Origin of the sequence: Pseudonocardia endophytica (assembly GCF_004339565.1) — a bacterium.
GTDB classification, from domain to species: Bacteria; Actinomycetota; Actinomycetes; order Mycobacteriales; family Pseudonocardiaceae; genus Pseudonocardia; species Pseudonocardia endophytica.
Map to the genome: position 1 here is coordinate 2852117 of NZ_SMFZ01000001.1, position 22766 is coordinate 2874882.

A 22766-nucleotide genomic window follows, 5' to 3' on the forward strand; every position below is an offset into this window, starting at 1 on the left:
CGGACGCTGACAGGCCGCGCGTACGGGCGGATGATCGAGGTGTGGCCGACGTCAACCCGGAACTGTCCGACTTCCTGCGCCGCGCACGCAGCCAGTGCGACCCCACGCGGGCCGGGCTCCCCGCCGACGGTCGCGTTCGTCGGGTCCCGGGGCTGCGCCGCGAGGAGGTCGCGCTCCTCGCCGGGATCTCGACCGACTACTACGCACGCCTCGAGCAGGGCAGGCGGATCCAGCCCTCGGCCGCCGTCGTCGACGCCGTGGCCCGCGCGCTGGAGCTCGACGCCGCAGGCCGGGCGCACCTGGCGGACCTGATCGGGAGACGCTCCGGCGCCGCGGGCAGGCGCCCGCAGGGCGTCCAGCGCGTCCGCCCCGGCCTGCGCCAGCTGCTCGACTCGCTCGACGGCCAGCCGGCGCTGCTGCTGGGCAGGCGGACCGACGTCCTGGCCGCGAACCGCATGGGCGCCGCGCTGTTCACCGACTTCGAGCGGTTCCCGGGCCCGGAGCGCAACTACACGCGTTGGATGTTCCTCGACGAGCAGGCCAGGGCCCTGTTCGCCGACTGGGAGACCAACGCCCGCGTGCTCGTCGAGAACCTCCGACTCGACGTCGGGAACGACCCGTCCGACCGCGCGACCACGGCGCTGGTCGTCGAGCTGCGCTCGCGCAGCCCCGAGTTCGCCCGGTGGTGGGACGACCACCGCGTCTACCAGCGCACCCACGGATCCAAGACGCTGCACCACCCGGTCGTCGGCGAGGTCACCGTCGACTACGAGACGCTCCTGCTGCCCGGCGACCCGGACACCACGCTCTACGTCTACACCACCGAGGCCGGGTCGTCGTCCCGCCAGGCGATGGACATCCTGGCCAGCTGGACGCTGACGTCCACGACCCGCGACCGGTCGGCAGGCCCTCCGGCCTGACGGCGTTCCGGACCCGGTGGACGGGCTCGGTCGGCCAGGCGTGACCGGTGCCGGTGGACGTCTGCTCCCGAGACGTCGTTCGTCGCCGCACGCCGGCGAGAGTCGGCCCCGGCACGGAGGGCGATCGCGGGACGCTCTCCGCACCGGGGCCGTGGATCGACTACCCCGCGACGTCGTCGCGCAGTGCGCGGGTCGCGTCCGCGTCGACCGTGATTCCCTCCGGGTCGTCGTCCGGGTCGCCGAGCACGACGACGCCGTAGTCGGCCTTCGCGCCCACGACGCTGACGTACCCGTCGCGGACGTCGCGCAGGACGCGCTCGGGGTCGCGGGTGCGCGGGTCGCCCCAGCCTCCGCCGCCGTTGGTCAGGTAGCGGAACATCGCGCCGGCCTTCGAGTCCCAGGACGGCTGCGAGGCGAAGTAGAAGTACCGGCCCTGCGGGTCGAGTTCCTTGGTCGTCGGGTCCAGCATCCCGCCGACCGGGACGGTTCCGCCGTAGACGTCCGGCGCGTGCGGAACCAGCCCGCCGCGTTCCCGGATCCGCGCGGCGTCGGGCGGGAACATCCAGACCGCGCCGAGCTTGCCGTCGCCACCGCCGTGCGCGCCGACCCCGCTCGGGACCTTCGTGCGGAACGGCGAGCAGTAGGCCGAGGCATCGGTGAGCCAGAGGCTGTCCCGCATGGTCGCGGCGCCGCCGCGGTTGAACCCGGGGCCGGCGGTGTCGACGGTCGCTTCCTTGCGCAGGAGCACGACCGGCACGTCGTGCTCGATCGCCTCGGTGGCCGGGTCGAGGTTGTTGAGCATGAACAGCACGGTGTAGCTGTCGCCGTCCCCGTCACCGGTCGCGCCCCACGGACCGTGCTCGCCGCCGCACTGCGCCGCGGTCGCCCACGGTGTCCCGTCGGGGAGCACTCCGGTCGCGTTGTGCAGGCTCAACGAGCCGTAGTCGCCGGCGACGGCACGCTCGCCCAGCACCGGGTTCAGCGCGTCGAACACGGCGCAGACAAGCGTCGTGGTGATCTCCCAGAACATCATGCTGGCGCCGCTGGGCGGCATGGCGTTGAGCAGCGACCCCGGTGGGCAGGCCATGTCGATGGTGCGCCAGGTGCCGCTGGTGAACGGCGTCGAGGGGTCGAGCAGCATCGTGATCGCCACGCCGACGGCGGTCTTCGAGTCGAGCATGCTCGCGTTGATCGACGTGCGAGCCTGCCGGGAGGTGCCGGACAGCTCGGCCTCGATGTGCTCGCCACGCTTGATGAGCGTGACCTTGATCCGGAACTCCTCGGTGTCGTCGAGGCCGTCGGCGTCGACGAGCCCGGTGCCGACGTAGTCGCCGTCGGGGATCCGGGCGATCGCCTCCCGCATCCGTTCGGCGGACGTGTCCACCGCGTACCGGAGCGTGCCGAGCAGCGGTTCGGCGCCGTAGCGGTCCAGGTTCTCCCGGATCAGGCGGGCTCCGAGGTGCAGCTGCTGGTAGCAGGACTTGAAGTCGGGCAGCAGGATGTCGCCGAAGCGGGAGTTGTCGAAGATCAGGCTGAACGTCGACCGGACCGGCTTGCCTGCGCTGTAGAGCAGCACCGGAGGGATGGTCAGGCCTTCCTCGTACTTGTTGTTCTTCGTGCCGGAGAATCCGCCGGGCACGGTGCCGCCCATGTCGAGCTGGTGGGCTCGGATGTTGACGAACGCGACGATGCGGTCGTCGTGGAAGACCGGATGGATGAACAGGATGTCGTTGACGTGGGTACCGGTGCGGTACGGATCGTTGCCGATCAGCACGTCACCGGGGCGCAGGTTCTCCGGCCCGTACTCGATGACGGTGTTGCGCACGGCATCGCCCATCGTGCCGAGGAACACCACGAGGCTGTTGCTGACCACCGACATCGGGTAGTCCTGCTCGGGTGGGCCGCTGATGGTGCAGGCGAAGTCGTACCAGTCGCGGATGATCGGGGAGAACGCCTCGCGCAGGAAGCCGGTCGACATGTGTTCGACGACGTAGTGCAGCCGGTTGGTGATGACCGAGGCGGTGAACCGGTCGGTCGCGTAGCGACGGGTGAACTCCGCGTCGGACATGTTCCGGAGTCGGACGTCTGGCAGGTCGGTGGTGGTCACGTCGGTACCCTTCTCACTTCCTCGTGACGACGAGCTCGCCGTAGGGGCCGACGAGCGCGCTCTGCCCGGCACCGACGTGGGTGGTGGACAGGCTCTCGTCGATGATCGCGGGGCCGGTGACGACGTCGCCGGCGCGCAGGTGGGCCCGGTCGTAGACCGGCGCCTGCTGTTCGGTGTCGGTCAGGTAGCGCAGCGTGGTGTGCCGTGTCGGTGTCAGGTCGCCGTCGGCACCGCCTCGGGTGGGCACGAGCGGGTAGTCGACCTTCTCGGTACCGAGGATCGCCCGGACCCGGTAGGTGACGCCCTCGACCGGCATGACCTCGAAGCGGTTGCCGGTGTGCTGCTCGTAGGTGTCGTGGAAGTTCGCGATCATCGATGTCACGGCGACCGCGTCCAGCCGGCCGTCGGGCACCGGGACGAACGGGGTCTCCCAGCTCTGGCCGACCAGCCGGCCGTCGAAGCTTCGGGCGAACGTGACGTCGCGGGCCTGCCCGACCCGCTCGCGCAGCTGCTCCTCCATCTCGGAGAACAGGGCGTCGACGCTCTCGGCGGCGTCCTGGGTGAGCACGGTGTAGGCGCTGCGGTTGGCGGTGAACACCTGGTCGGTGGAAAGCAGCCCGAGCGCGGAGAACAGTCCCGGGTTCGGCGGGACGACGACCTGCTTGCACTTGATCAGGTCGAGCAGGGCGGGCAGCAGCATCGGGCCGGCCGCACCGTAGGCGACGAGGCTGTAGTCGCGCGGGTCGACGCCGTGCTTGATGGCGATGTTGAACACGCCCTCGGCGATGTTGTTCACGCCCATCTCGTAGGCGTAGCGAACCCGCTGGGCGAAGGTGAAGTCGCAGTCCAGTGCCTCGAAGGCGGCGCGGGAGCGCTCGACGTCGAGCGAGAAGCGCCCGCCTGCGAAGTGGTCGCCGTCGAGGATCCCGGCCAGCAGGCAGGTGTCGGTCGTGGTCGGGCGATCGCCGCCGCGCCCGTAGCAGGCGGGTCCCGGCTCCGCGCCGGCGCTGCCCGGCCCGACCTGGATCTCGCCGGCCGAGCCGACGGTGACCAGGCTGCCGCCGCCGGCGCCGATGCTGGACACGTCGATCGCCAGCGAGTTGACGATCAGGTCGTGCTCGAGCTCGAACGTGGTGTTCACGGTCGGCTCGCCCCCGGTCACGACGCTGATGTCGCACGAGGTGCCGCCGACGTCGGCACAGAGCAGGTTCCGCTCGTCGATCAGCGCGCCGAAGTGCGCGCAGGCGACGGTGCCCGCGGCCGGGCCGGAGAACACGATCCGGAACGGCTGCTCCATCGCGCGCTCGGCCGGGACGAGCGTCGCGGCACAGTCGGCGTAGTTGAGCTGGCCGGTGAAGCCCAGCTCGGCCAGGCCCTTGCCGAGCTCGTCGGAGTACGCGCTGTAGATGATCTTCATGAACGTGTCGACGACGGTGGTCGACGCCCGCGCGTACTCCTTGGCCAGCGGGGAGACCTCGCTGGAGATCGAGCACGGCACGTCACCGAGCTCCTCGCGGACGAGCTCGCGCAGCCGCTCCTCGTGGGCGCGGTTGACGTAGGAGTTGAGCAGGCAGATCGCGACGCCGGTGACGCCGCACCGGCGCAGCACGGCCAGCTGCGCACGGGCCTGCACCTCGTCGAGTCCGAACAGGACGTCGCCGGAGGCCAGCACCCGCTCGTGCACCGGGCGGCGGAGGTAGCGGGGGACCAGCGGACGGCCGGCGTCGCCGAAGCTGCGCCGCCACCGCGGGTTCAGCATCGCCGACGCGGGCCGCCACGTGCGGCCCTGGTCGAGGACGTCGCGGTGGCCCTCCGTGGTCAGGAACCCGATCTTGGGGAGGTTGCGGGTGATCACGGCGTTGAGGCCGTGGGTGCTGGCGTGGTTGAACACCGCGGCGTTCTCGACGCCCAGCTCGGCGGCACCGGCGAGCACCGGCCCGTACGCGGTGGTCGGGTCGGTCGAGACCTTCGCCGTGCGGATGCGTCCGTTCTCCAGGGCGACGACATCGGTGAACGTGCCGCCCACATCGACTGCGATCATGGCCTTCTCCTCCTTCAGATCGTGTCGGCCAGCAGCTGCAGCGAGCCGAACAGGTTCCACCGCTCGCGGCTCACCGAGTGCAGGCAGTTCTGGCACTTGACGACCTGGAACCAGCCGCCCTCGGAGTTCACGGGGTAGCGGCGGAGCTCGGCCGCCGAGCACGCGGGGCAGGACCCGTCGACCGGCTCCTTCACCAGCGAGACGGTCGGTTCCTCGGGTCGGGGGAATGGGGGCATGCAGCGACTCCTTCGTCGACGAGGCCGGTCGTTCCGGCCGGTTGGAATGTCACGGCGACACGGGAGTGCCGCGCCGGGAGATCGGCTCATCGGCCGGCTGCGATCACCTCCAGCGTGTGCCGGTAGGCGCCGGCCAGCGTGTGCCGGTCGAGCAGCGCGGTCGCGATGCGGCAGCCCGCCGCGCGCCATCGGGCGACGGGCTCGGCCGACGCGTCGGCGTCGGACTCGAGCGTGACGGCGACGCAGTCGAGACCCTCGCCGGCCGCGGCCGCCAGGACGCGGTCGAGGGCGGCCCGGACGTCCGGATGGGCGTGGTCACCGCTGTGGCCCATCGCGACGGCCAGGTCGAACGGGCCCATGACCAGCGCGGTCACCCCGGCTCCGGCGGCCTCCCGGGCGAGGATCTCGATCTCGGCGACGGCGTCCGGGTGCTCGATCAGCAGCCAGACGTGCGGTGCCGGAGCCTCGTCCCAAGCGAGTAGTCCGTGATCGAGCGAGGGCACGTACGGGCAGGCGCCGCGGTTCCCGGCGGGAGGGAACCTGGTAGCTGCGGCGACGCGCCGGGCGTCGTCGGCGCTGCGGACTCCGGGGACGAGGACACCGCGGGCACCGGTGTCGAGTACCCGTCCGATGGTCGTGGCCTCGACCGCCGGGACGCGAACGACGGCATCCGCGCCGCGACCCTGTACGGCCCGGACCATGCCCGCGACCGCGGGCAGGTCGAGCGCGCCGTGCTCCATGTCGACGACCACGACGTCGAAGCCCGCGGCGGCGGCCAGCTCGCCCGTCTCGGGGCTGTTCATCTGGACCCACGTGCCGATGGCGCAGCCGCGCTCGTCGAGCGCAGCCGTGAGCGTCGAGGAGGCCCGAGCACCCGGGGCCGCCGTCACGGCGCGGTCCAGCGAACGAGCGTGTCCTGGATCTCGGACGGCGGTTGCGGCGCGGTCGGCGTTCCCGGGGCGGTGCGGGAGAACCGCGGGGCCGGCGCCGGCTGGACGATGCCCTCGAGCTCGACGAACGCGTCGCGGGCGTGGGCGTGTGGGTGGTCCGCGGCCTCGGAGAAGGTCAGCACCGGGGTCACGCAGGCGTCCAGGTCGGCGAACACGGCAGCCCAGTCATCACGCGGGCGGGACGCGAACTCGGCGGCGAACCGCTCCCGCAGTGCGGGCCATGCGGCGCGGTCGTCCTGGTCCGGGAGGTCCTCGCCGATCAGGCCGAGACCTTTGAGCAGGTCGGCGTAGAACGCGGGCTCGATCGCCCCGACGGCGACGAAGCGGTCGTCGGCACAGCGGTAGCAGCGGTAGTACGGGGCGGCGCCGTCGAGCAGGTTCGCCTCCCGCCCGTCGTCCCACCGGTCGGAGCCCCGCCAGGCCCAGACGGCCTGCATCAGCAGGGCCGATCCGTCGATCATCGCGGCGTCCACGACCTGCCCCCGGCCGGAGCTCTGCCGCTCCCACAGCGCGGCGAGCACGCCGGTCAGCAGCAGCATCGATCCGCCGCCGAAGTCTCCGGCGAGGTTGAGCGGCGCGACCGGCGGCTCCGCTGCCGGGCCGATCGCGTGCAGGGTGCCGTTCGCGGCGATGTAGTTGATGTCGTGCCCGACGGCGCCGGCCAGCGGGCCGTCGCCACCCCAGCCGGTCATCCGGCCGTAGACCAGGGCCGGGTTGCGGCCGGTCAGCTCGTCGGGGCCGAGTCCGAGCCGTTCCGCGACACCGGGCCGGAAGCCCTCCAACACGACGTCGGCGTGGTCGGTCAGCTCGCGGACCTCGTCCCGCTGCGCGGGGTCCTTGAGGTCGAGGACGTGGGTGCGGCGGCTGCGCAGCAGGTGGTCCCGCTCCGGGTCGGTGATCGTGAACCCACCGGGACGCTGGATGCGGACGACGTCGGCGCCGAGGTCGCCGAGGACCATCGCCGCGTGCGGGACCGGTCCGATGCCGCCCAGCTCGACGACCCGAAGGCGGTCGAGCGGCCCGGCGGTCACGACGCCCTCGAGTGCTGCGGCCGGACGGCGGGGGTCGAGGTGAAGTCGTCGAGATCCGCTTCTCGGGTCATGGCCCAGTAGTCCACGACGCGATACGGCGAGTTCGTGACGACCCGACCCCGGGAGTTGCGGTAGTAGGTACTCATCCCGGGGTGGCTCCAGACCATCCGCTCGTGCGCGGCGTCCACGTCGGACCTCCACCGGTCGAGCGCCTGCGGGCGGCAGTCGAGCGTCCCGAGGTCGTCGCGCAGCATCGTCGCGAGGAGATCGACGATGTAGCGGCCCTGGGACTCGGCCACGAAGATGAAGCTGCCGCCCGCGCCGGCGTTGGTGTTGGGTCCGTACATCAGGAACAGGTTCGGGAAGCCGGGCACGCTGATCCCGAGGTGCGCGACGGCGTCGTCGTCGCCCCAGACGTCGTGCAGCTCGCGCTCGTCGCGGCCGGTGATCCGGATTCCCGGCAGGTAGCGTCGTGCGGCGAAGCCGGTGGACAGAACGACGACGTCCGCGTCGTACTGCTCGCCGCCGTCGGTGACCACGCCGGACGGGGTGAACCCGGCCACGGACTCGGTGACGAGCTCGACGTCGTCGCGGCGCAGGGCCGCGTACCAGCCGTTGTCGAGCAGCATCCGCTTGCCGAACGGCGGGTAGTCCGGCACGCACTTCTCGATCAGGTCGGGTCGCCCGTCGAGCTGCTGTTCGATGTAGCGGGTGAAGTGACGGCGGTGCCCGTCGTTGGCCGCGTTCAGGGAACGCTGCGGGTCGTTCCAGGTGTCGTCGATCTGCAGCGACGCGTGCACGCGGTCGTTGAACACCCAGGCCAGCCGGAACCGGTACCAGGCGTGATACCAGGGCACGTGGGCCATCAACCAGTGGACGTCGTCGCCGACCGGGGCGAAGTACTCGTCGTTCGGGGCGACCCACTGCGGGGAGCGCTGGAACACCGTGAGATGCGCGGTCCGGTCGGCGACCGCTGGCACGACCTGCATCGCGCTGGCTCCGGTCCCGACCACCGCGACCCGCTTGCCGGTGAGATCGACATCGTCGGGCCACTCGGCGGTGTGGAACACCGGGCCGTGGAACGACCCGGCGCCGGGCAGGTCCGGCACGGTCGGGGTGTTGAACAGCCCGACCGCACTGATCACAGCGCTCGCGGTCCAGGTACGCGCTCCTGCGGTGACCGTCCAGCGCTGCGCTGTCTCGTCCCAGGTCGCGCCGTCGACGTCGACACCGAACTCGACGTGCTCGCGGAGTCCGAAGTGGTCGACGACGTCGGCGGTGTAGTCGGCGACCTCGTCGCGCTTGCCGAAGTGCGTCGACCAGTTCCGCGGGTGGAACGAGAACGAGTAGAGGTAGCTCGGGGTGTCGACGCCGGCACCGGGATAGGTGTTGGTCCGCCACACGCCACCGACGTCGTTGCCGCGCTCCAGGATCGTGAACGGGATGCCGGCCGCCTGCAGCCGCACGGCGGCGATGATCCCGGAGACCCCCGCTCCGATCACGATCACGGAGAAGTCCCGCTCGGCGACCGCACCGGCCGACACGGTGGGCGGACCGGGGTCGGGGTCGAACCCCATCTCCTCGCGCATGAGCCGCTCGTACTCGTCGGGAACCGGCTCGCCCATCGCCGTGGAGAGCATGCGGCGCAGCAGATCCGGCTCGGGAGCGGGAACGGCGGGCTCGGCACCGCGCGACCAGGCGGTGATCGCCTCGACCGCGCCGCGGCGCAGCTCGTCGGCCTCCGGGGCGTCCAGCCCGCCGGAGTCGTGCGGGCCGAGCCCCGGGCCGCGGGTCGGGCGGAACGGGTCGCGCAGCCAGCGGTGGTCGCCGGTGAGCTGGAAGGTCACCATCGCCAGCGTCGGCAGGTTCGCGGCGGCCACCGCGCGGTGCAGCCGGTCCTCGTCGAGGGGCCGATCGGGCGTCGGGATCCTGGACACGTCGGTCCTCCAGTCGGGCAGGGGAGATCGCGCAACGGGCCGGTCGGGCGCGTGGCGTGACCTTCGGGGTGCGGGCGGGTCAGGTGGTGCGGACGGGTCCGTCCCGCGTCATGCGCCACCCTGCGGCGGTGGCGTCCCATGTGGACTCGCCGACTCCCGCGGAACGCAGCTTGTACTTCTCGACCTTGTCGGTCGGGGTCCGTGGCAGCGCGTCGACGATGTCGATGTAGCGCGGGACCATGTGGTAGGGCATGGACGCGGCGTAGTGCAGGAAGAGCTCCTCCGGGGTGGCCTCGACCCCGTCGCGCAGCACGACGGCGACCCGGACCTCCTCCTCCCCCAGCTCGGACGGGGCCCCGACGGCGGCCGACTCGGCGACCGCAGGGTGGCCGTTCACGAGGCGCTCGACCTCGTAGGAGGAGATGTTCTCGCCGCGGCGGCGGATCGCGTCCTTGATCCGGTCCTGGAACCACAGCGCGCCACCGGCGTCGCGCACGGCCCGGTCCCCGGTGTGGAACCGGCCGCCCCTCCAGGCGACCTCGGTCGCCTCCGGCAGCCCGTCGTAGCCCATCGACAGCAGCAGCGGATCCGTGCAGCTCACGACGATCTCGCCGGACGCACCGTCCTGGACCTCGTCGCCCGACTCGTCGACGACACGGACGTCGAAGACCGGGTTCGGGCGTCCGCAGGCGCCGGGCAGCGATTCCTGCAGCGAGGAGTTCACGATCAGGTTCGTCTCGGTCGAGCCGTAGGCCTCGACGAGCTTGAGGCCGAACCGCTGCTCGAAGTCGTGGTAGATCTCCGCGGGAGCCGGGACGGCGTAGACGATGCGGACCGGGTTGTCCGCGTCGTCCGGTCGCGGCGAGCGCCCGTGCAGCATGTGGCAGACCCCGCCGATGGCGACGAACCCGGTGATGCCGTACTCGCGGGCCTCGTCCCAGAACCGTTCGATCGACAGCCGGGTGCGGAGCACCATCCGCGCGCCGGACAGCAGGCAGCCCAGCGTCGTGAACTTGCCGGAGATGTGGAAGAACGGCGAGTAGTTGAGCATCACGTCGTCCGCCGACAGAGCGGTGATCTCGGCGAACAGGTGCCCGAACGCGACCTGCTGGTGCTGGCTGACCAGCACGCCCTTCGACGGGCCCGTGGTGCCGGAGGTGTAGAGCACGCACGCCACGTCGGACGGCGCGGCGACCGCGTGCACGGTGGCGGGGCCGCCGTCGAGCAGATCCGAGTAGGCGCCCGGGAAGGTCAGGATCTCCGTGATCGTCGGGACGTGGTCGCGGACGGCCTCGACGGCGTCGGCGAGCGTGCCGTGGTCGGCGATCACCAGCGTCACCGCCGCGCGGCGCATCTGATGGGCCAGCAGTTCTCCGCGATAGGCGGTGTTGATCGGCACCTCGACCGCTCCGAGCTTGGCCAGCGCGAACCAGCCGTAGAGGTACTCGATCCCGGTCGTCATCAGCAGTCCGACGCGGGTTCCGGACCCGACACCACGCGCCCGCAGGCCGGCCGCGAGCACGTCGACCCGGTGGTTCACGTCGGCCAGCGTGTGGTCGACCCGCTCGTGGGTGACGAGCACGTCGTCCGGCCGGGACCGCGCGGCCCGTTCGAGCAACCGGCCGACGGTCCGCTCGGCCAACGGCACCTCGGCCAGCAGGCCGGAGACGATGCCGGACCCGGGTTCCTGGGTGGTGATCACGGCGTCAGTAGCCCTTTCCGGCCGTCCAGCCACCGTCGGCGAACAGGGTGGTCCCGTTCACATAGTCCGAGTCCGGACCCGCCAGGAACAGCACCGGCCGGGCGATCTCGTCCGGTTGCGCCCAGCGCTCCATCGGGGCGTTGGCCCTGATCGACGCGGCCATCTCGTCGGATCGGAAGTACGCGCTGGTCATCGGTGTCTCGACCACACCCGGTGCGACAGCGTTGCACCAGATTCCGCTCGCTCCGAACTCCATGGTGATCGTCTTGGTGAGCATCATCAGCCCGGCCTTGGCCGTGCAGTACGCGGCCCGGTCCCGGAACGCCATGTGCCCGGCCATCGACGCGATGTTGACGATCTTCCCGCGGCCCTTCTCGACCATCCCGGGGATCGCCGCGCGGGACAGCACGAAGGGCGCGGTCAGGTCCACGTCCAAGGTGCGGCGCCAGTCGGCGGGCTCGAGCTCCAGCATCGGGACGATCTGGCGCACCCCGGCGTTGTTGACCAGCACGTCCAAGCCACCGAGCTCCGCACGTACGCGCGCAGGCAGGGCCGCGGTCTCCTCGTCGTCGGTGAGGTCGACTGCGATGGTGGCCACGTCGTCGCCCGACCACTCGTCGGCCACCGCGTCGAGTGCCGCCTTGTCGACGTCGACCAGGGCGACCCGGGCGCCGGCGTCGCGCAACCCCCGGCAGATCGACTGCCCGATCCCACCCGCCGCGCCGGTCACGAGGGCCACCTGGCCCGACAGCGTCGTCGTCATGCTCGCGCACCTCGTTTCATACCATCTGGTCGGAATGTTTGTAGCCGACCAGCGGTCAGAGCGCAAGAGGCAATCAGACGGTCAGGACAGCACGACGGTCGAGTGCCGCGCCCCGACGCTGTTCATGGTCATCGTCGCGAACTGGCGCGCCACCTCGTTCGCCTCGCGGGGACCGGTCGGGCGGAACCACTGGTAGGACCACACCCACATGCCGAGCAGGCCGAGCGCGGCCACCGTCGGGTCCAGGTGCCGGTCGAACTCGCCGGCCTCGACCCCGCGCCGCACCGTCTGCTCGAACAGCGCGGTCGAGCGCCGCCGCTTCTCCAGGATCGCCTCCCGGATGTCGCCGGTCAGGACGCCGATCTCCTGGAAGAACACCCGGACGTGCTTCTGGTAGTCGATGCAGATCCGGGTCGTGTCGAACGCCATCTTCGCCAGTTGCTCGGACGGCGAGGAATAGTCGGCGAGAGCCCGCTCCTGCGAGTCCAGCGCACGGTCGATGAACTCGTCGTGGATCAGATGCAGGACGTCGTCCTTGGTCCGGAAATGGTGGTAGAACGCCCCCTTGGTCAGGCCGGCCGCATCGGCCACCTCCTGCACCGAGGTACCGCGGAAGCCCTTCTCCGCGAAGAGCTCCAACGCCGCGGCGATCAGGAGCCGGCGAGTCTCGTCCGGGTCGTAGGACCGCTCCGGAGGCTTACGGGGCACCACCCACTCCTTCCCTCGACCAGAAACCCGACCACATGGTACGAGGCCGTACCGCGGCCGACCCCACCCTGCCGAACTGGTCACCGGGTTCCGCCCGTCGGGGTCGACGCCCGGGGACGACAACACCGGCGCCGGATCCACGGACGTATTCACATCATACCGACCAGATGGTACGTACTGCCCCTGATCGAACTCGTCGAGCTGAGCCACGAGCGCGCCGTCTTCACGACCACCACGACGAGCTGAGAGGTCGACCGGCAACCACCGGGGACGACCCTGAACAACCTCCGGGCAGCGCGGCGCGATCTCACACGCCAGGCGTCCTAGCATCGAGGCGTGCGTCAGCGAATCCGTCGGGTCGCGCCCGCAGTGGGGTTGTTCCTGCTGGCGCCGCTGACCGGGGAGTTCCTGCTCGGCAACCTGCGCATCGACCAGCTGTACATGCTGGCGCCGTTCGCACTGCTGTACGGGTCCGGCGCGCTGCTGATCCGCGAGACGGTGCGGCGCACCGGCCGGGGCTGGCCCGCGATCCTGATGCTCGCGGTCGCGTACGCGCTGCTCGAGGAGGGGCCGGTCGACCAGCTGCTGTGGAACCCGTCGTACAGCGAGCAGGTCACGCTCGCCGGCGACGCGTACCTCCCCGCACTCGGTACGAACGTCTCGATCGTGCAGGCCGTGCTGTCCCTGCACGCGATCTGGAGCATCTGCGTGCCGATCGCCATGGTGGAGACGTTCGTGCCGGAACGCCGCACGGTGCCGTGGCTGGGCCGCGTCGGCCTGGCGGTCACCGTCGGGCTGTTCGCTCTCGGCGTGGCCGTCTGGTGCCTGGGCAGCCGGATGGAGTCCCACTTCGCGGCCGGCGCGGGCCAGCTCGCCGGGTCCGCAGTGGTGATCGGGGTGCTGGTCGTGTCCGCGTTCGTGATCCCGTTCCGTCCGCGGCGGCGCATCGAGCGCGAGGCACCGAGCCCGTGGTCGGTCGGGGTGCTCGCGCTCCTGCTGACCAGTCTGATGCTCGCCCTGGTGATGTTCTGGCCGACCTGGCTCTCCCAGTGGGTGAGCGTGGCCGGCTGGTGCGTCGTGGCCGCCACGCTAATCACCCTCGTCGCGCGCTGGTCGCGGTACCGAGGCTGGGGTGCCGCACACCGGCTCGGCCTCGCAGCCGGCGCGCTCCTGACCTACGTCTGGGTCGCGTTCCCGCATCGCCCGGGGGGCGCCGACCCCGCCGGGACCGCCGACCCCGTCGACCTGCTCGGCAACACGGTGTTCGCACTGTTCGCGGTGGTACTGATCGTGTCCGCCGCTCGGGTCGTCCGTCGTACCGGTGAGCCCGCCGCACCCGTCAGCGCGTAGGCAGGCCCGGGTACGACGGACCAGGACGCCGCAGATCCGGGACGTGGTCCCGCCCTCCACGCGAGCCGGTGGCCGCAGGTACTGGGCTCGCCGGTTCGATCAGGACCGCACGGTCATCGTCCGTCCGCCGGCCGCCGGAACGCGTCGCAGGGCCACGGAGAGAACTGCCGCGAGGACGCAGAGCGCACCTGCGCTCCACCAGGCGCCGTCGTAGTCGCCGGTCAGGTCGTGGATCAGGCCTGCCCCGCTCGCGGCGATGGCCGATCCGATCTGGTGGCAGGCGAACACCCAGCCGAACACGATCGCGCCGCGGTCACCGAAGTTCTCCCGGCACAGGGCGACGGTCGGGGGCACGGTCGCGACCCAGTCCAGCCCGTAGAAGATCACGAACGCCCAGATCGGCGGGGTGGCCGTCGGCGCGAGCACCACGGGCAGCACGAGGAGGGAGACGCCGCGCAGCGAGTAGTAGACGGCGAGCAGGAAGCGCGGGTCCCAGCGGTCGGTGAGCCAGCCGGAGACGACGGTGCCTGCGACGTCGAACAGCCCGATGACCGCGAGCAGGCTCGCCGCGGTCGTCGCGGGCATCCCGTGCTCGTGCGCGGCCGGGACGAAATGCGTACCGATGAGCCCGACCGTGCTCGCGCCGCAGATCGCGAACCCGCCCGCGAGCAGCCAGAACGTCCCGGTCCGCGCGGCGTCGCGCAGTGCCGTGACGGCCATTCGCGCTGCACCGCCGGTCGGTTGCACGGAGGGCGCGACCTGTCCCGGTTCCGCACCGTGCGCGACGGCCCCGACGTCGCGCGGATGCTCGCGCAGGAGCAGCAGCACGATCGGCACGACGAGCAACGCCGCGCCGGCGATCACCAGGGAGGCGGGCCGCCACCCGACCGAGCCGGCGAGCGAGGCGATCACCGGCAGGAAGATCAGTCCACCGGCTGCCTGCGCCGCCGTCAGCACCCCGCTGACCAGTCCGCGGCGGCGGACGAACCAGCGCCCGGTCACCGTCGCGACGAACGCGAGCGCCATCGACCCGGTCCCGACCCCGACCAGCACGCCCCACAGCAGGACCAGCTGCCACGTCGCGTTCATGAACACGGTCAGCCCGCTGCCCGCGGCGACCAGCACCAGTGCGCCCGCCACTACCCGGCGCATGCCGAGCCGCTCCATCAGCGCCGCCGCGAACGGTGATATGACGCCGTAGAGCAGCAGGTTCACCGACACCGCCGACGAGATCGTCGCCGTCGACCACCCGAACTCCGCGTGCAACGGCTCGATCAGCACGCCGGGCGCCGAGCGGAACCCCGCCGCACCGACGAGCGCGACGAACGCCGCCGCGGCGACGGCCCACGGCCACAACGACGGCCGCACGGAGGGTTCGACGGGTGCGGCGCGCTGATCGGTCACGACATCGCAGTCTCATCGTCGGCTCGCCCGCGGAACAGTGGCCGGAACGCCAACATGTGCAAGAATCCGGCCATGCCCACGCCCGACGGTCGTCACGTCGTCGTCGTGCTCGCGTTCGCTCCGGTCGTCGGGTTCGACCTGCAGATCCCGCCCCAGGTGTTCGGCACCGCGGAGCGGGACGGGCGGCCGCTCTACGACGTCCGGGTCACCGGCGTCGAGGGACGCACCGTCCCGACCGCGGCGGGCTTCGCGCTGCAGCTCGAACACGGCCCTGAGGCGCTGGCGGAGGCGGACACCGTGATCGTCCCGGGCACCCGGCACGAGTCCGCCCGCCGGGACGGCACCCTGTCCGACGACGTGCTCGAGATCCTCTCGACCGCACCACCGCACGCACGGTGGATGTCGATCTGTACGGGCGCGTTCGTCCTCGCGGCGGCCGGGCTCCTCGACGGCCGTCGCGTCACGACGCACTGGGCCCACGCCGACGAGCTGCGCCGGCTGCACCCGCGCGTCGAGGTCGACGAGTCCGTGCTGTTCGTCGACGACGGCGACCTCGCCACGTCCGCGGGACTCGCCGCCGGGCTGGACCTGTGCCTGCACGTACTGCGCGGCGACCACGGCGCCGCGGTGGCCAACGACGTCGCGCGCCACCTCGTCGTCGCACCATGGCGCGACGGTGGGCAGGCCCAGTTCATCGACTCCCCCGTGCCCGCCGCCGGCGACGGGTCGACGGCCGCAGCCAGGGCATGGGCGCTGGACCACCTCGACGAACCCCTCGACGTCGCCACGCTCGCCGCCCGCGCGTCGATGAGCGTGCGGACGTTCACGCGCCGGTTCCGCATCGAGGCCGGAGTGTCGCCGCACGCCTGGCTCGTCGCCCGTCGGGTGGCTCGCGCGCGCACGCTCCTCGAGGACAGCGACCTCCCCGTCGACCGGATCGCCGTCGCCGCCGGCCTCGGCACCGCCGCGTCGCTGCGGTCCCACCTCGCCGCGGACGTCGGACTCTCGCCGCTGGCCTACCGCCGCCGGTTCCGGGGCGCTGACCGCTGACCGGCCCCGTGACGTCGGCGACGCCGGCCTGTAGCTCCGCCCGGAGCTCGTCGTGGATCCCACGAGGCGTCGTGCCGTGCTGAGGACACTGCGCCCTCGATGAGCAGCCGGGTCGAACCGATCGGCGGGTGCTGATCAGAGTTCGAGCAACGCGCGCAGCGCGATGTCGACCTGTTCCATCTCCTCGTCCGAGACCACCCCGACCTGCTCGGTGAGGCGTCGGCGCATCACCTGCTCCAGGGTTCCCGCGGCGGCCCAGCCGTGGGGGTCGACGGCGACAAACAGCAGCGAGTCGCTGGCGTCCGCCACAACGTGCACTGCGAACGCCGTCGGCAGGTCGGCCCGATCGATGGAGTCGGAGGAGACGATCAGACGCAGGTTCGAGCGGTTCTCTCGCCCGAGGATGGGGTCGTGGCGCCAGATCTGACCACGGGTCGGGGAGACCGGTCCAGGGAGAAGGGCGCACCAGCCGGGGCTCTCCCGGTATGGCGCCTGGCGGTCGATGCCGGCCGCCCGGCGCGCGGTCATGTTTCCGGATTCTGCCGGGACGGAAGAGAGTGGCCGCTCGCCGACGATGTCGTCACACTGACCGCGTACCGCCCGGCGCGTGCGGGTGGAGACTGGCCGTGCTCGGCCGTGGTGACTAAGAAGGGTCGGGCCGCTCCCCAGCGTTCCTCTCCCCCGGTGGCCGCGGCGATGGCCACTCTGGCCGGGCGCGCAGGTCGGCGTCGCGGTCCGCGGCCCCGGGGTCGGGGTAGGTCCTGTGCCCACCCTGAAGTGCCGTGCGACGCAGGAGCATCCGGCCCCGATCGTGGCCGTCTGGCCCGGCCCCATCAGCGAGTTCTGGTGCCGTGCAGGGGCGGGCTGGGGCGGAGGGTGTGTGCCGGGTGGTCGCCCCTCGGGACGACCACCCGGCTCGCGGCCGCTCACGTCCGCTCCCCAGCGACGAGGCGGCGAGGACTCCATTGTGCGCCGTGCCCTACCCCGTGCGCAGAGGTTTTGCGGCGATATCACCGCGATGGGGCCTGTCGCGTCGCTCGAAGGGGGGTGGCCGTCGCCGCACAGCGACCTACCCTGCGGCGGTGTCGGTGGTGCGGATGTCGTGCCGTGGCCGGGAGTGGGTCGGCCCTGATCGTGCGCACTGCTGTGTCCGTCGCAGTGGGTTCGGCGCGCTGTTCGACGATGCGGAACTGTGGGACGCCCACCGTGGGTCGGAGGCTGCCGCGATCCGCGTGAGCTTGGGCGGGTGGCAATCCGCAACGGGGCCTGGCTGCGCGCGCTCGGTGAAGTAGACCGGTGCGGTCACTCGGCGATCTTGGCGATAGGCCAACCCCAAGGGGGATATTGCCAGCCGGTTTTGATGCAGCACACGCGAGTCTCACCGCAGGGATACCGACGTCCGGCGGTCCGCTATGGAGGGTCGTCCGAGCTGCGTCGAGTCGCGCTTCTTGGCTCAGCGCGCGGGTCTTGACGACGCGGCAGGCCGTCCAATGCGCTCCGGATCTGCGTCCGCTCGTCTCGATCCGCGGAGCTCGCCACGACCCGGGCGACGTCGACGAAGGAGCGGCAGACCGCATGAGATGTCAGCGATGGCCGCACGGGAATATCAGTACATCGGGCCGGTGCCGGTGGAGAGCGACACTTGCCGACCCGAGGGATGCCCATTCACGGCGAGGGACTTCTGGCCTGGACAACGACGGCCGCGATCACGCACGCAACGACCGTGACCACACTACCGAGCAGAGCCAGCGTCAACGGCAGGGCGGCAAGCGCAGCTCCGGCGAGCACGTATCCGATGCCGGTGGACGCGGAGTTGAGGCCATAGGCCTCGGTCTCCCGGCTCTCCGGAGCCAGATGCTGAACGGTCCGCAGCACAGTGACGATCAACGGGGCGGTGCACAGGCCCACCAGCACGTAGCCGGCCACCAGCGCGGTGATGCCCGGCTGGCAGGCCAGCACCACCACACCGACACCAACACCGACAAGCAGAACCGCCCCACGCTGGACGGCGCTGCCGGGTATCCGGTCGCTGCGAGCGGCGTAGACGATCCCCGACACTGCGCTCGCCAGACACACGACACCTGCAACGCCACCGCCAGGACCGTCCCACCGCCCACCTGCCGGGCGAGCGGGAGAGCCGAGACCTCGACCACACCGATTCCCTGACCGGCGGCCACGCCGACGAAGAACCACAGCGCGAACGCCGGCGACCAGAGCCGCGGACCCCGAGCGTGCCCGCCCCCGCCCGCGGATGCCGTGGCCCGCGCCGGCGGGGCCACGAGCCCGCGCACCAGAAGCGCCGCCAGCCCGGTGAACAGGGCCATCGCCCCCACGCCGCCGACCCCGGCCGCCACCGCGGCGGCGGCCGCGACCAGGAGCGGGCCGCTCACGACCGTCAACTCGACGAAGATCCCATCAACGGCCAGAGCCGGCACCAGCAGCCGGACCGGCACTGTGACCGACAGGATCCGTCGCATCCCGGCCGGGGCCCCCGCCGTCAGACCCGAGCTGATCACCGCAAGGCCGACCAGCAGCACCCCCGGCAGGCTCAGCGCCCCGGCCAGGGCCAGAAGCCCGAGAACAACAGCCGCCGCAATCAGCAGCCACGACGTCAGAACCAAAGTGTTCCGCCGGTCGAGCAGCCGACCGACCGGCGCGGCCATGACGACCGCGACCGCCGTCGCGGCAGCGACCATCACCCCTCCCAGCCGATAGTTACCGATCGCCGCCGTCGCCAGCAGCATGAACGCTAGCGGCAACATCGCCGAGGGCAGCCGCACCAGCTGCGCAGTCACCGACCACCGGCGGTAAGCAGGCGAACGAAGCACCTCCGCGACAGCCCCGCCCCCGGAACCCCGATCGTCCTCGCCGGTCACGCACGCGAGCGTAAGCGCCGCCACTTGACCGTCGCTCCACATCGTCTGTCGTGGGTCCGCGGGGCGCGCCTGAAGACCGCGGCCCGGTCGTCAGCCAGCCCAGAGCAACGAGACGAGGTGTACCTCGTCGTCGCGTTCGAGGACCAAGTACGTCAGCAGGCCGGCGGCGTCCGGACCGAACGGCAGGTTCCGTAGCTCCCCGTCCGGATTCGCGACGGGATTGACCGATGGGCCGGCCCACGGGGTGAGTTCGAGGACGGTGTAGAGCTCCGCGAGGGCGGTCCGCCCGGCCGGTGGGAGGTTCGCGATCGCCGCCTGGACCTCGGGGTACACCTTGATCGTGTAGCTCACCGAGCGCGGGTCACTCCCCAGGCCCGAGCTCGGCCATCAGCTGATCCCACGAGACGGTGCCTTCCGGCTCGCCGCCGGTCCGGACCCGCTCGCGGGCGTCGCTGAGCATCTGCCGGTACCGGTCGTGGCCGTGCGCGGTGCTCAGCCACGCGACCCGGCGCCACGCCTCGAGGGCATCGAACAACTCGGTGAGGTCGAGACTCTCGGTGGCCCGGCGCATCACCGCAAGCCAGTGCTGATCGAACGCGGCCGCGTCCTCGACGGTCAACGCCGTCCGGATCTGCGCGGGCGAGGCGTGCGCGAATGGCGGGCCGCTGCCCCCCGTTCCGCCTGCCACCGCCGCGCTCATGGCCCGGATCCTAGCGGGTCGTCCGGGCGCCAATCGGTTCCCGGCGTGAGCGTCGCGCGGAATATCGAGCGCCTCGTGCCAGGGTTCTGCTGGCGTCTCGCGACCGCGCGGACATGGCGCCCACGAACGGACACCTTCTGGCCGGTCCAGGTGCTCATCGATCCGTGCCGGGTGGACGGACGGGCTCGCCCGCCGCGAGAGCGGCTGAGCGGCGCCACACCGCTTGACCCTGCCGCTACGGCACGGTGTCCGATGGCGTCCGCACCGGAGGAACGGCGACGCCGGCCTCCACCGATCGGAGAGTGAGGATGCCGTGTTCGAGCACAAGGTTCTGAAGTTCACGTATGGCTGGAAGGGGTTCGACTACGTCGCGATGGAGCGGGAGCTCAGCGAACTGGGCGCGCAGGGCTGGGAGGCGGTCGGAACGATCGTGCCCAGCGTCGGGGCGGGACAGTCCATCGAGATCGGCGTGATCCTGAAGAGGACGCGGAGCTGAGCGGCGCCGCGCACGCCCCACGTCGCGCTCGTTCCCCGAGAGACGGGGCAGAGGGGCGACCCGACCTAGACTGGCCGCATGCCCGACGGCCCGCTCGATCCCCTGCGGCCGGTTCTCGACGGGTGCCGCCCGGCCGCCGTCGCCGTGTCCGGCGGGGTGGACAGCATGACGCTGGCCCACGTCGCCCACGCGGTGCTCGGCGACGACGTCGCGATGTTCCACGCCGCCTCACCGGCGGTCCCGGCCGACGCCGCGTCGCGGATCCAGGAGCACGCCGACCGGTTCGGCTGGCGGCTGCGGATCGTCGACGCCGGTGAGTTCACCGACGAGCGGTATCTCACGAACCCGTCGAACCGCTGCTTCTTCTGCAAGTCCGACCTGTACGGCACGCTCGCCGCCCACACGGACGCACAGCTGCTGTCCGGCACCAACACCGACGACCTCGGCGACTGGCGCCCCGGCCTGCGTGCCGCCGACGACCACGCCGTCCGGCACCCGTTCGTCGAGGCGGGGATGTCCAAACAGGACGTCCGCGACGCCGCCGCGACGCTCGGCCTGCACGACCTGGCGGAGCTGCCGTCCGCACCGTGTCTGTCCAGCCGCGTCGAGACCGGAATCCGGATCCTGCCGTCGTCGCTGCGGGCGATCGACGCCGTCGAGTCGATGCTGCGCGAGACCCTGCGGCCGGCCACGGTGCGGTGCCGGATGCGGGAGGCGGGCCTCGTCGTCGAGCTCGACCGGGACACACTGGCCCGGCTCGACCCCGCCCACCGCGCCGAGCTCGTGGCGCGGATCCGCGACGACCTCGGACTGTCGGTCAGCGCATTCACGGCGTACGAGCGCGGCAGCGCGTTCCTGCGGGGAGCGCGCGGATGACCGACCGGGAGGTCCGGCTCGATCTCGGCCGCACCGACCGCGTCGGCTTCGACGAGGCCGTGCTCTGCACCGGGAAGTCCGACGCGCAGCTCACCGAGATCATGAACCGGCTCGTCGACGCCGGCCGAGGGATGTTGATGACCCGCCTCGACGCGGACGTCGTCGACCGCATGACCCCCGGGCACCGCGAGCGGCTCGACCACGACGCCCTGTCCCGCACGGCGTTCTTCAACCGTGTGCCCGGACCTGCACAGGCCCCGACGGTCGGGGTGGTCGCCGCGGGCAGCTCGGACATGCCACAGGTCGCCGAGGTCGTACGGACGCTGAGCTGGTTCGAGACGGCCACCGAGACCGTCGTCGACGTCGGCGTCGCCGGGCTGTGGCGGCTGCTCGACCAGGTCGAACGGCTCCGGACGTTCCCGGTGCTCGTCGTCGCCGCCGGGATGGACGGCGCCCTGCCGAGCGTGCTCGGCGGCCTCGTGCCCGGCGTCCTGATCTGCCTGCCCACCTCCACCGGGTACGGCGCGGCCCGGGGCGGCGAGACCGCGCTGCACGCCGCGCTCGCCTCCTGCGCGCCGGGACTGACCGTCGTGAACATCGACAACGGGTACGGCGCCGCCTGTGCGGCGTTCCGGGCCGTGCAGGCCGTCCGCCGGGCGTCCGGCTGATCCCGCAAACCCCTCGCGGCCCGCGACGGCCGCTGCTAGCTTTCCGGCAGCCGTGCAAGCGATCGAGGAGGTGGTACCCGTGAACGTTGCGACAGGGGTGCTTCCCTCCGGGGTCACGGTCGGGCGATAGGTCGTCCGGGAGCGCCGCACACGAGCTCTCCCGAAAGGCACGACCATGCGATTCACGTCCGAACAGCGCCTCGACGACGGCGTCCTCGAACGCACCTTCACCCTCGACGGGATCCCCGGCGTCCTGTGGACGCCCGATCCCGCACCCACGCACGCCCCGCTGGTCCTGCTTGGTCAGCCGGGCGACCTGACACGGATGTACCCGCGGCTGGCGGCCAGGGCCCGGCGCGTCGTCGCCGACGGCTACGCGGCGGCCACCCTCGAGCTGCCCGGCTGCGGTGACCGGCCCCGTTCCGCCGCCTCCGACGCGGCCCGCGCCGACCTGCGCCGGGCGATCCAGGCCGGCGAGCCGGTCCCGGACGAGGTCGTCGACCGGCTCGTCCTCCCGCTCGTCGACCTGGCGGTCCCGGAGTGGCGGGCGCTCGTCGACGCCGCCGTCGAGCTGCCCGGGATCGGCGGCCCGGCCGGTCTCGCGGGCGGGAACATCTCCATCGCCGTCCGGCTGGCACTGGTCGAGCCACGCATCGCGGCCGCCGTGCTGTTCGCCGGGAGCCGGGTGCCGCGCGCCGTCCTCCGGGAGGCCCGACGGCTCACCGTCCCGCTGCTGATGCTGCTGCAGTGGGACGACGAGGGCAACGACCGGCAGGAGGCCCTGGATCTGTTCGACGCGTTCGGGTCGACGGAGAAGACCCTGCACGCCAACATGGGCGGGCACACCGGCGTCCCGGAGTTCGAGGGAGACGACGGGAACCGCTTCTTCGCCCGGCATCTGAGGTAGGAGCCGGCGGTCACCGTCCGCAGACGCGGCGCGGAACCGGCGAC

22 protein-coding genes are annotated in these 22766 nt (G+C 71.8%); 7 read left to right on the forward strand and 15 right to left on the reverse strand.

Annotation, left to right across the window (positions count from 1 at the left end):
• The first annotated feature begins 41 nt into the window (after positions 1-41).
• A complete protein-coding gene (locus EV378_RS13005) occupies positions 42-920 on the forward strand; it encodes a helix-turn-helix transcriptional regulator (RefSeq protein ID WP_243653426.1) in 879 nt (292 codons plus the stop codon).
• A gap of 160 nt (positions 921-1080) precedes the next feature.
• Here the strand turns inward: EV378_RS13005 and EV378_RS13010 are convergent, their stop codons facing one another.
• From EV378_RS13010 to EV378_RS13050, 9 genes are all read right to left on the reverse strand, one after another.
• Positions 1081-3027 carry a hydantoinase B/oxoprolinase family protein gene (locus tag EV378_RS13010; protein ID WP_243653427.1) on the reverse strand — a complete coding sequence of 649 codons (1947 nt, stop codon included), beginning with the start codon at positions 3025-3027 and terminating at the stop codon, positions 1081-1083.
• 13 nt (positions 3028-3040) lie between these two features.
• Positions 3041-5068: a hydantoinase/oxoprolinase family protein gene (locus EV378_RS13015; RefSeq protein WP_132424502.1), complete on the reverse strand. Its 2028-nt coding sequence runs from the start codon at positions 5066-5068 to the stop codon at positions 3041-3043.
• Positions 5069-5082: 14 nt separating this feature from the next.
• Positions 5083-5304, reverse strand: a complete 222-nt coding sequence (locus tag EV378_RS13020; protein WP_132424505.1) for a hypothetical protein — start codon at positions 5302-5304, stop codon at positions 5083-5085.
• An 86-nt stretch (positions 5305-5390) separates the two neighbouring features.
• Positions 5391-6194: an HpcH/HpaI aldolase family protein gene (locus EV378_RS13025; protein WP_132424508.1), complete on the reverse strand. Its 804-nt coding sequence runs from the start codon at positions 6192-6194 to the stop codon at positions 5391-5393.
• On the reverse strand, positions 6191-7285 hold the full coding sequence (locus EV378_RS13030; protein ID WP_132424511.1) for a CaiB/BaiF CoA transferase family protein: 1095 nt from the start codon (positions 7283-7285) through the stop codon (positions 6191-6193). Before EV378_RS13030 ends, EV378_RS13025 begins: the two co-directional genes overlap by 4 nt.
• Complete coding sequence (locus EV378_RS13035; RefSeq protein WP_243653428.1) at positions 7282-9222, reverse strand: flavin-containing monooxygenase; 1941 nt, start codon at positions 9220-9222, stop codon at positions 7282-7284. Before EV378_RS13035 ends, EV378_RS13030 begins: the two co-directional genes overlap by 4 nt.
• A gap of 79 nt (positions 9223-9301) precedes the next feature.
• Positions 9302-10924: an AMP-binding protein gene (locus EV378_RS13040; RefSeq protein WP_165922267.1), complete on the reverse strand. Its 1623-nt coding sequence runs from the start codon at positions 10922-10924 to the stop codon at positions 9302-9304.
• Positions 10925-10928: 4 nt separating this feature from the next.
• Complete coding sequence (locus EV378_RS13045; RefSeq protein ID WP_132424516.1) at positions 10929-11687, reverse strand: SDR family NAD(P)-dependent oxidoreductase; 759 nt, start codon at positions 11685-11687, stop codon at positions 10929-10931.
• Positions 11688-11768: 81 nt separating this feature from the next.
• Positions 11769-12395, reverse strand: coding sequence for a TetR/AcrR family transcriptional regulator (locus EV378_RS13050; RefSeq protein WP_165922268.1), 627 nt, complete (start codon positions 12393-12395; stop codon positions 11769-11771).
• A 336-nt stretch (positions 12396-12731) separates the two neighbouring features.
• Between EV378_RS13050 and EV378_RS13055 the strand changes: the two genes are divergently transcribed.
• Positions 12732-13745: a hypothetical protein gene (locus EV378_RS13055; protein ID WP_207908655.1), complete on the forward strand. Its 1014-nt coding sequence runs from the start codon at positions 12732-12734 to the stop codon at positions 13743-13745.
• A 99-nt stretch (positions 13746-13844) separates the two neighbouring features.
• Here EV378_RS13055 and EV378_RS13060 read toward each other — a convergent pair whose 3' ends face one another.
• On the reverse strand, positions 13845-15149 hold the full coding sequence (locus EV378_RS13060) for an MFS transporter (protein ID WP_424511217.1): 1305 nt from the start codon (positions 15147-15149) through the stop codon (positions 13845-13847).
• Between the two features lie 72 nt (positions 15150-15221).
• Here EV378_RS13060 and EV378_RS13065 point away from each other — a divergent pair, with 72 nt between their 5' ends.
• Positions 15222-16199 carry a GlxA family transcriptional regulator gene (locus EV378_RS13065; protein WP_243653429.1) on the forward strand — a complete coding sequence of 326 codons (978 nt, stop codon included), beginning with the start codon at positions 15222-15224 and terminating at the stop codon, positions 16197-16199.
• 135 nt (positions 16200-16334) lie between these two features.
• Here EV378_RS13065 and EV378_RS13070 read toward each other — a convergent pair whose 3' ends face one another.
• The 5 genes from EV378_RS13070 to EV378_RS13095 form a co-directional block, all read right to left on the reverse strand.
• Positions 16335-16727, reverse strand: coding sequence for a type II toxin-antitoxin system PemK/MazF family toxin (locus EV378_RS13070; protein WP_132424525.1), 393 nt, complete (start codon positions 16725-16727; stop codon positions 16335-16337).
• A 1137-nt stretch (positions 16728-17864) separates the two neighbouring features.
• Positions 17865-18125, reverse strand: a complete 261-nt coding sequence (locus EV378_RS13080) for a hypothetical protein (protein WP_165922269.1) — start codon at positions 18123-18125, stop codon at positions 17865-17867.
• Positions 18083-19075, reverse strand: a complete 993-nt coding sequence (locus tag EV378_RS13085; RefSeq protein ID WP_132424531.1) for a hypothetical protein — start codon at positions 19073-19075, stop codon at positions 18083-18085. Before EV378_RS13085 ends, EV378_RS13080 begins: the two co-directional genes overlap by 43 nt.
• A gap of 90 nt (positions 19076-19165) precedes the next feature.
• Positions 19166-19426 carry a hypothetical protein gene (locus EV378_RS13090; RefSeq protein WP_132424534.1) on the reverse strand — a complete coding sequence of 87 codons (261 nt, stop codon included), beginning with the start codon at positions 19424-19426 and terminating at the stop codon, positions 19166-19168.
• Between the two features lie 10 nt (positions 19427-19436).
• On the reverse strand, positions 19437-19775 hold the full coding sequence (locus EV378_RS13095) for a DUF6247 family protein (RefSeq protein ID WP_132424537.1): 339 nt from the start codon (positions 19773-19775) through the stop codon (positions 19437-19439).
• Positions 19776-20088: 313 nt separating this feature from the next.
• Here EV378_RS13095 and EV378_RS13100 point away from each other — a divergent pair, with 313 nt between their 5' ends.
• The 4 genes from EV378_RS13100 (at position 20089) to EV378_RS13115 (ending at position 22722) form a co-directional block, all read left to right on the forward strand.
• Positions 20089-20271, forward strand: coding sequence for a DUF4177 domain-containing protein (locus tag EV378_RS13100; protein ID WP_132424540.1), 183 nt, complete (start codon positions 20089-20091; stop codon positions 20269-20271).
• A gap of 78 nt (positions 20272-20349) precedes the next feature.
• On the forward strand, positions 20350-21147 hold the full coding sequence (gene larE / locus EV378_RS13105) for an ATP-dependent sacrificial sulfur transferase LarE (protein ID WP_132424543.1): 798 nt from the start codon (positions 20350-20352) through the stop codon (positions 21145-21147).
• Positions 21144-21815: a nickel pincer cofactor biosynthesis protein LarB gene (gene larB, locus EV378_RS13110; RefSeq protein ID WP_132424546.1), complete on the forward strand. Its 672-nt coding sequence runs from the start codon at positions 21144-21146 to the stop codon at positions 21813-21815. The genes larE and larB overlap by 4 nt, the downstream gene beginning before the upstream one ends.
• A 175-nt stretch (positions 21816-21990) precedes the next feature.
• Positions 21991-22722, forward strand: coding sequence for a dienelactone hydrolase family protein (locus EV378_RS13115; protein ID WP_132424549.1), 732 nt, complete (start codon positions 21991-21993; stop codon positions 22720-22722).
• Positions 22723-22766: the final 44 nt, after the last annotated feature.

What these genes read in the sequence shown, in the direction of transcription:
- EV378_RS13015 (WP_132424502.1), bottom strand. Translation starts at nt 5,068, where the DNA reads ATGATCGCAGTCGATGTGGGCGGCACGTTCACCGATGTCGTCGCCCTG.
- EV378_RS13020 (WP_132424505.1), bottom strand. Translation starts at nt 5,304, where the DNA reads ATGCCCCCATTCCCCCGACCCGAGGAACCGACCGTCTCGCTGGTGAAG.
- EV378_RS13045 (WP_132424516.1), bottom strand. Translation starts at nt 11,687, where the DNA reads ATGACGACGACGCTGTCGGGCCAGGTGGCCCTCGTGACCGGCGCGGCG.
- EV378_RS13065 (WP_243653429.1), top strand. Translation starts at nt 15,222, where the DNA reads ATGCCCACGCCCGACGGTCGTCACGTCGTCGTCGTGCTCGCGTTCGCT.
- EV378_RS13070 (WP_132424525.1), bottom strand. Translation starts at nt 16,727, where the DNA reads ATGACCGCGCGCCGGGCGGCCGGCATCGACCGCCAGGCGCCATACCGG.
- EV378_RS13095 (WP_132424537.1), bottom strand. Translation starts at nt 19,775, where the DNA reads ATGAGCGCGGCGGTGGCAGGCGGAACGGGGGGCAGCGGCCCGCCATTC.
- larE (WP_132424543.1), top strand. Translation starts at nt 20,350, where the DNA reads ATGCCCGACGGCCCGCTCGATCCCCTGCGGCCGGTTCTCGACGGGTGC.
- larB (WP_132424546.1), top strand. Translation starts at nt 21,144, where the DNA reads ATGACCGACCGGGAGGTCCGGCTCGATCTCGGCCGCACCGACCGCGTC.
- EV378_RS13115 (WP_132424549.1), top strand. Translation starts at nt 21,991, where the DNA reads ATGCGATTCACGTCCGAACAGCGCCTCGACGACGGCGTCCTCGAACGC.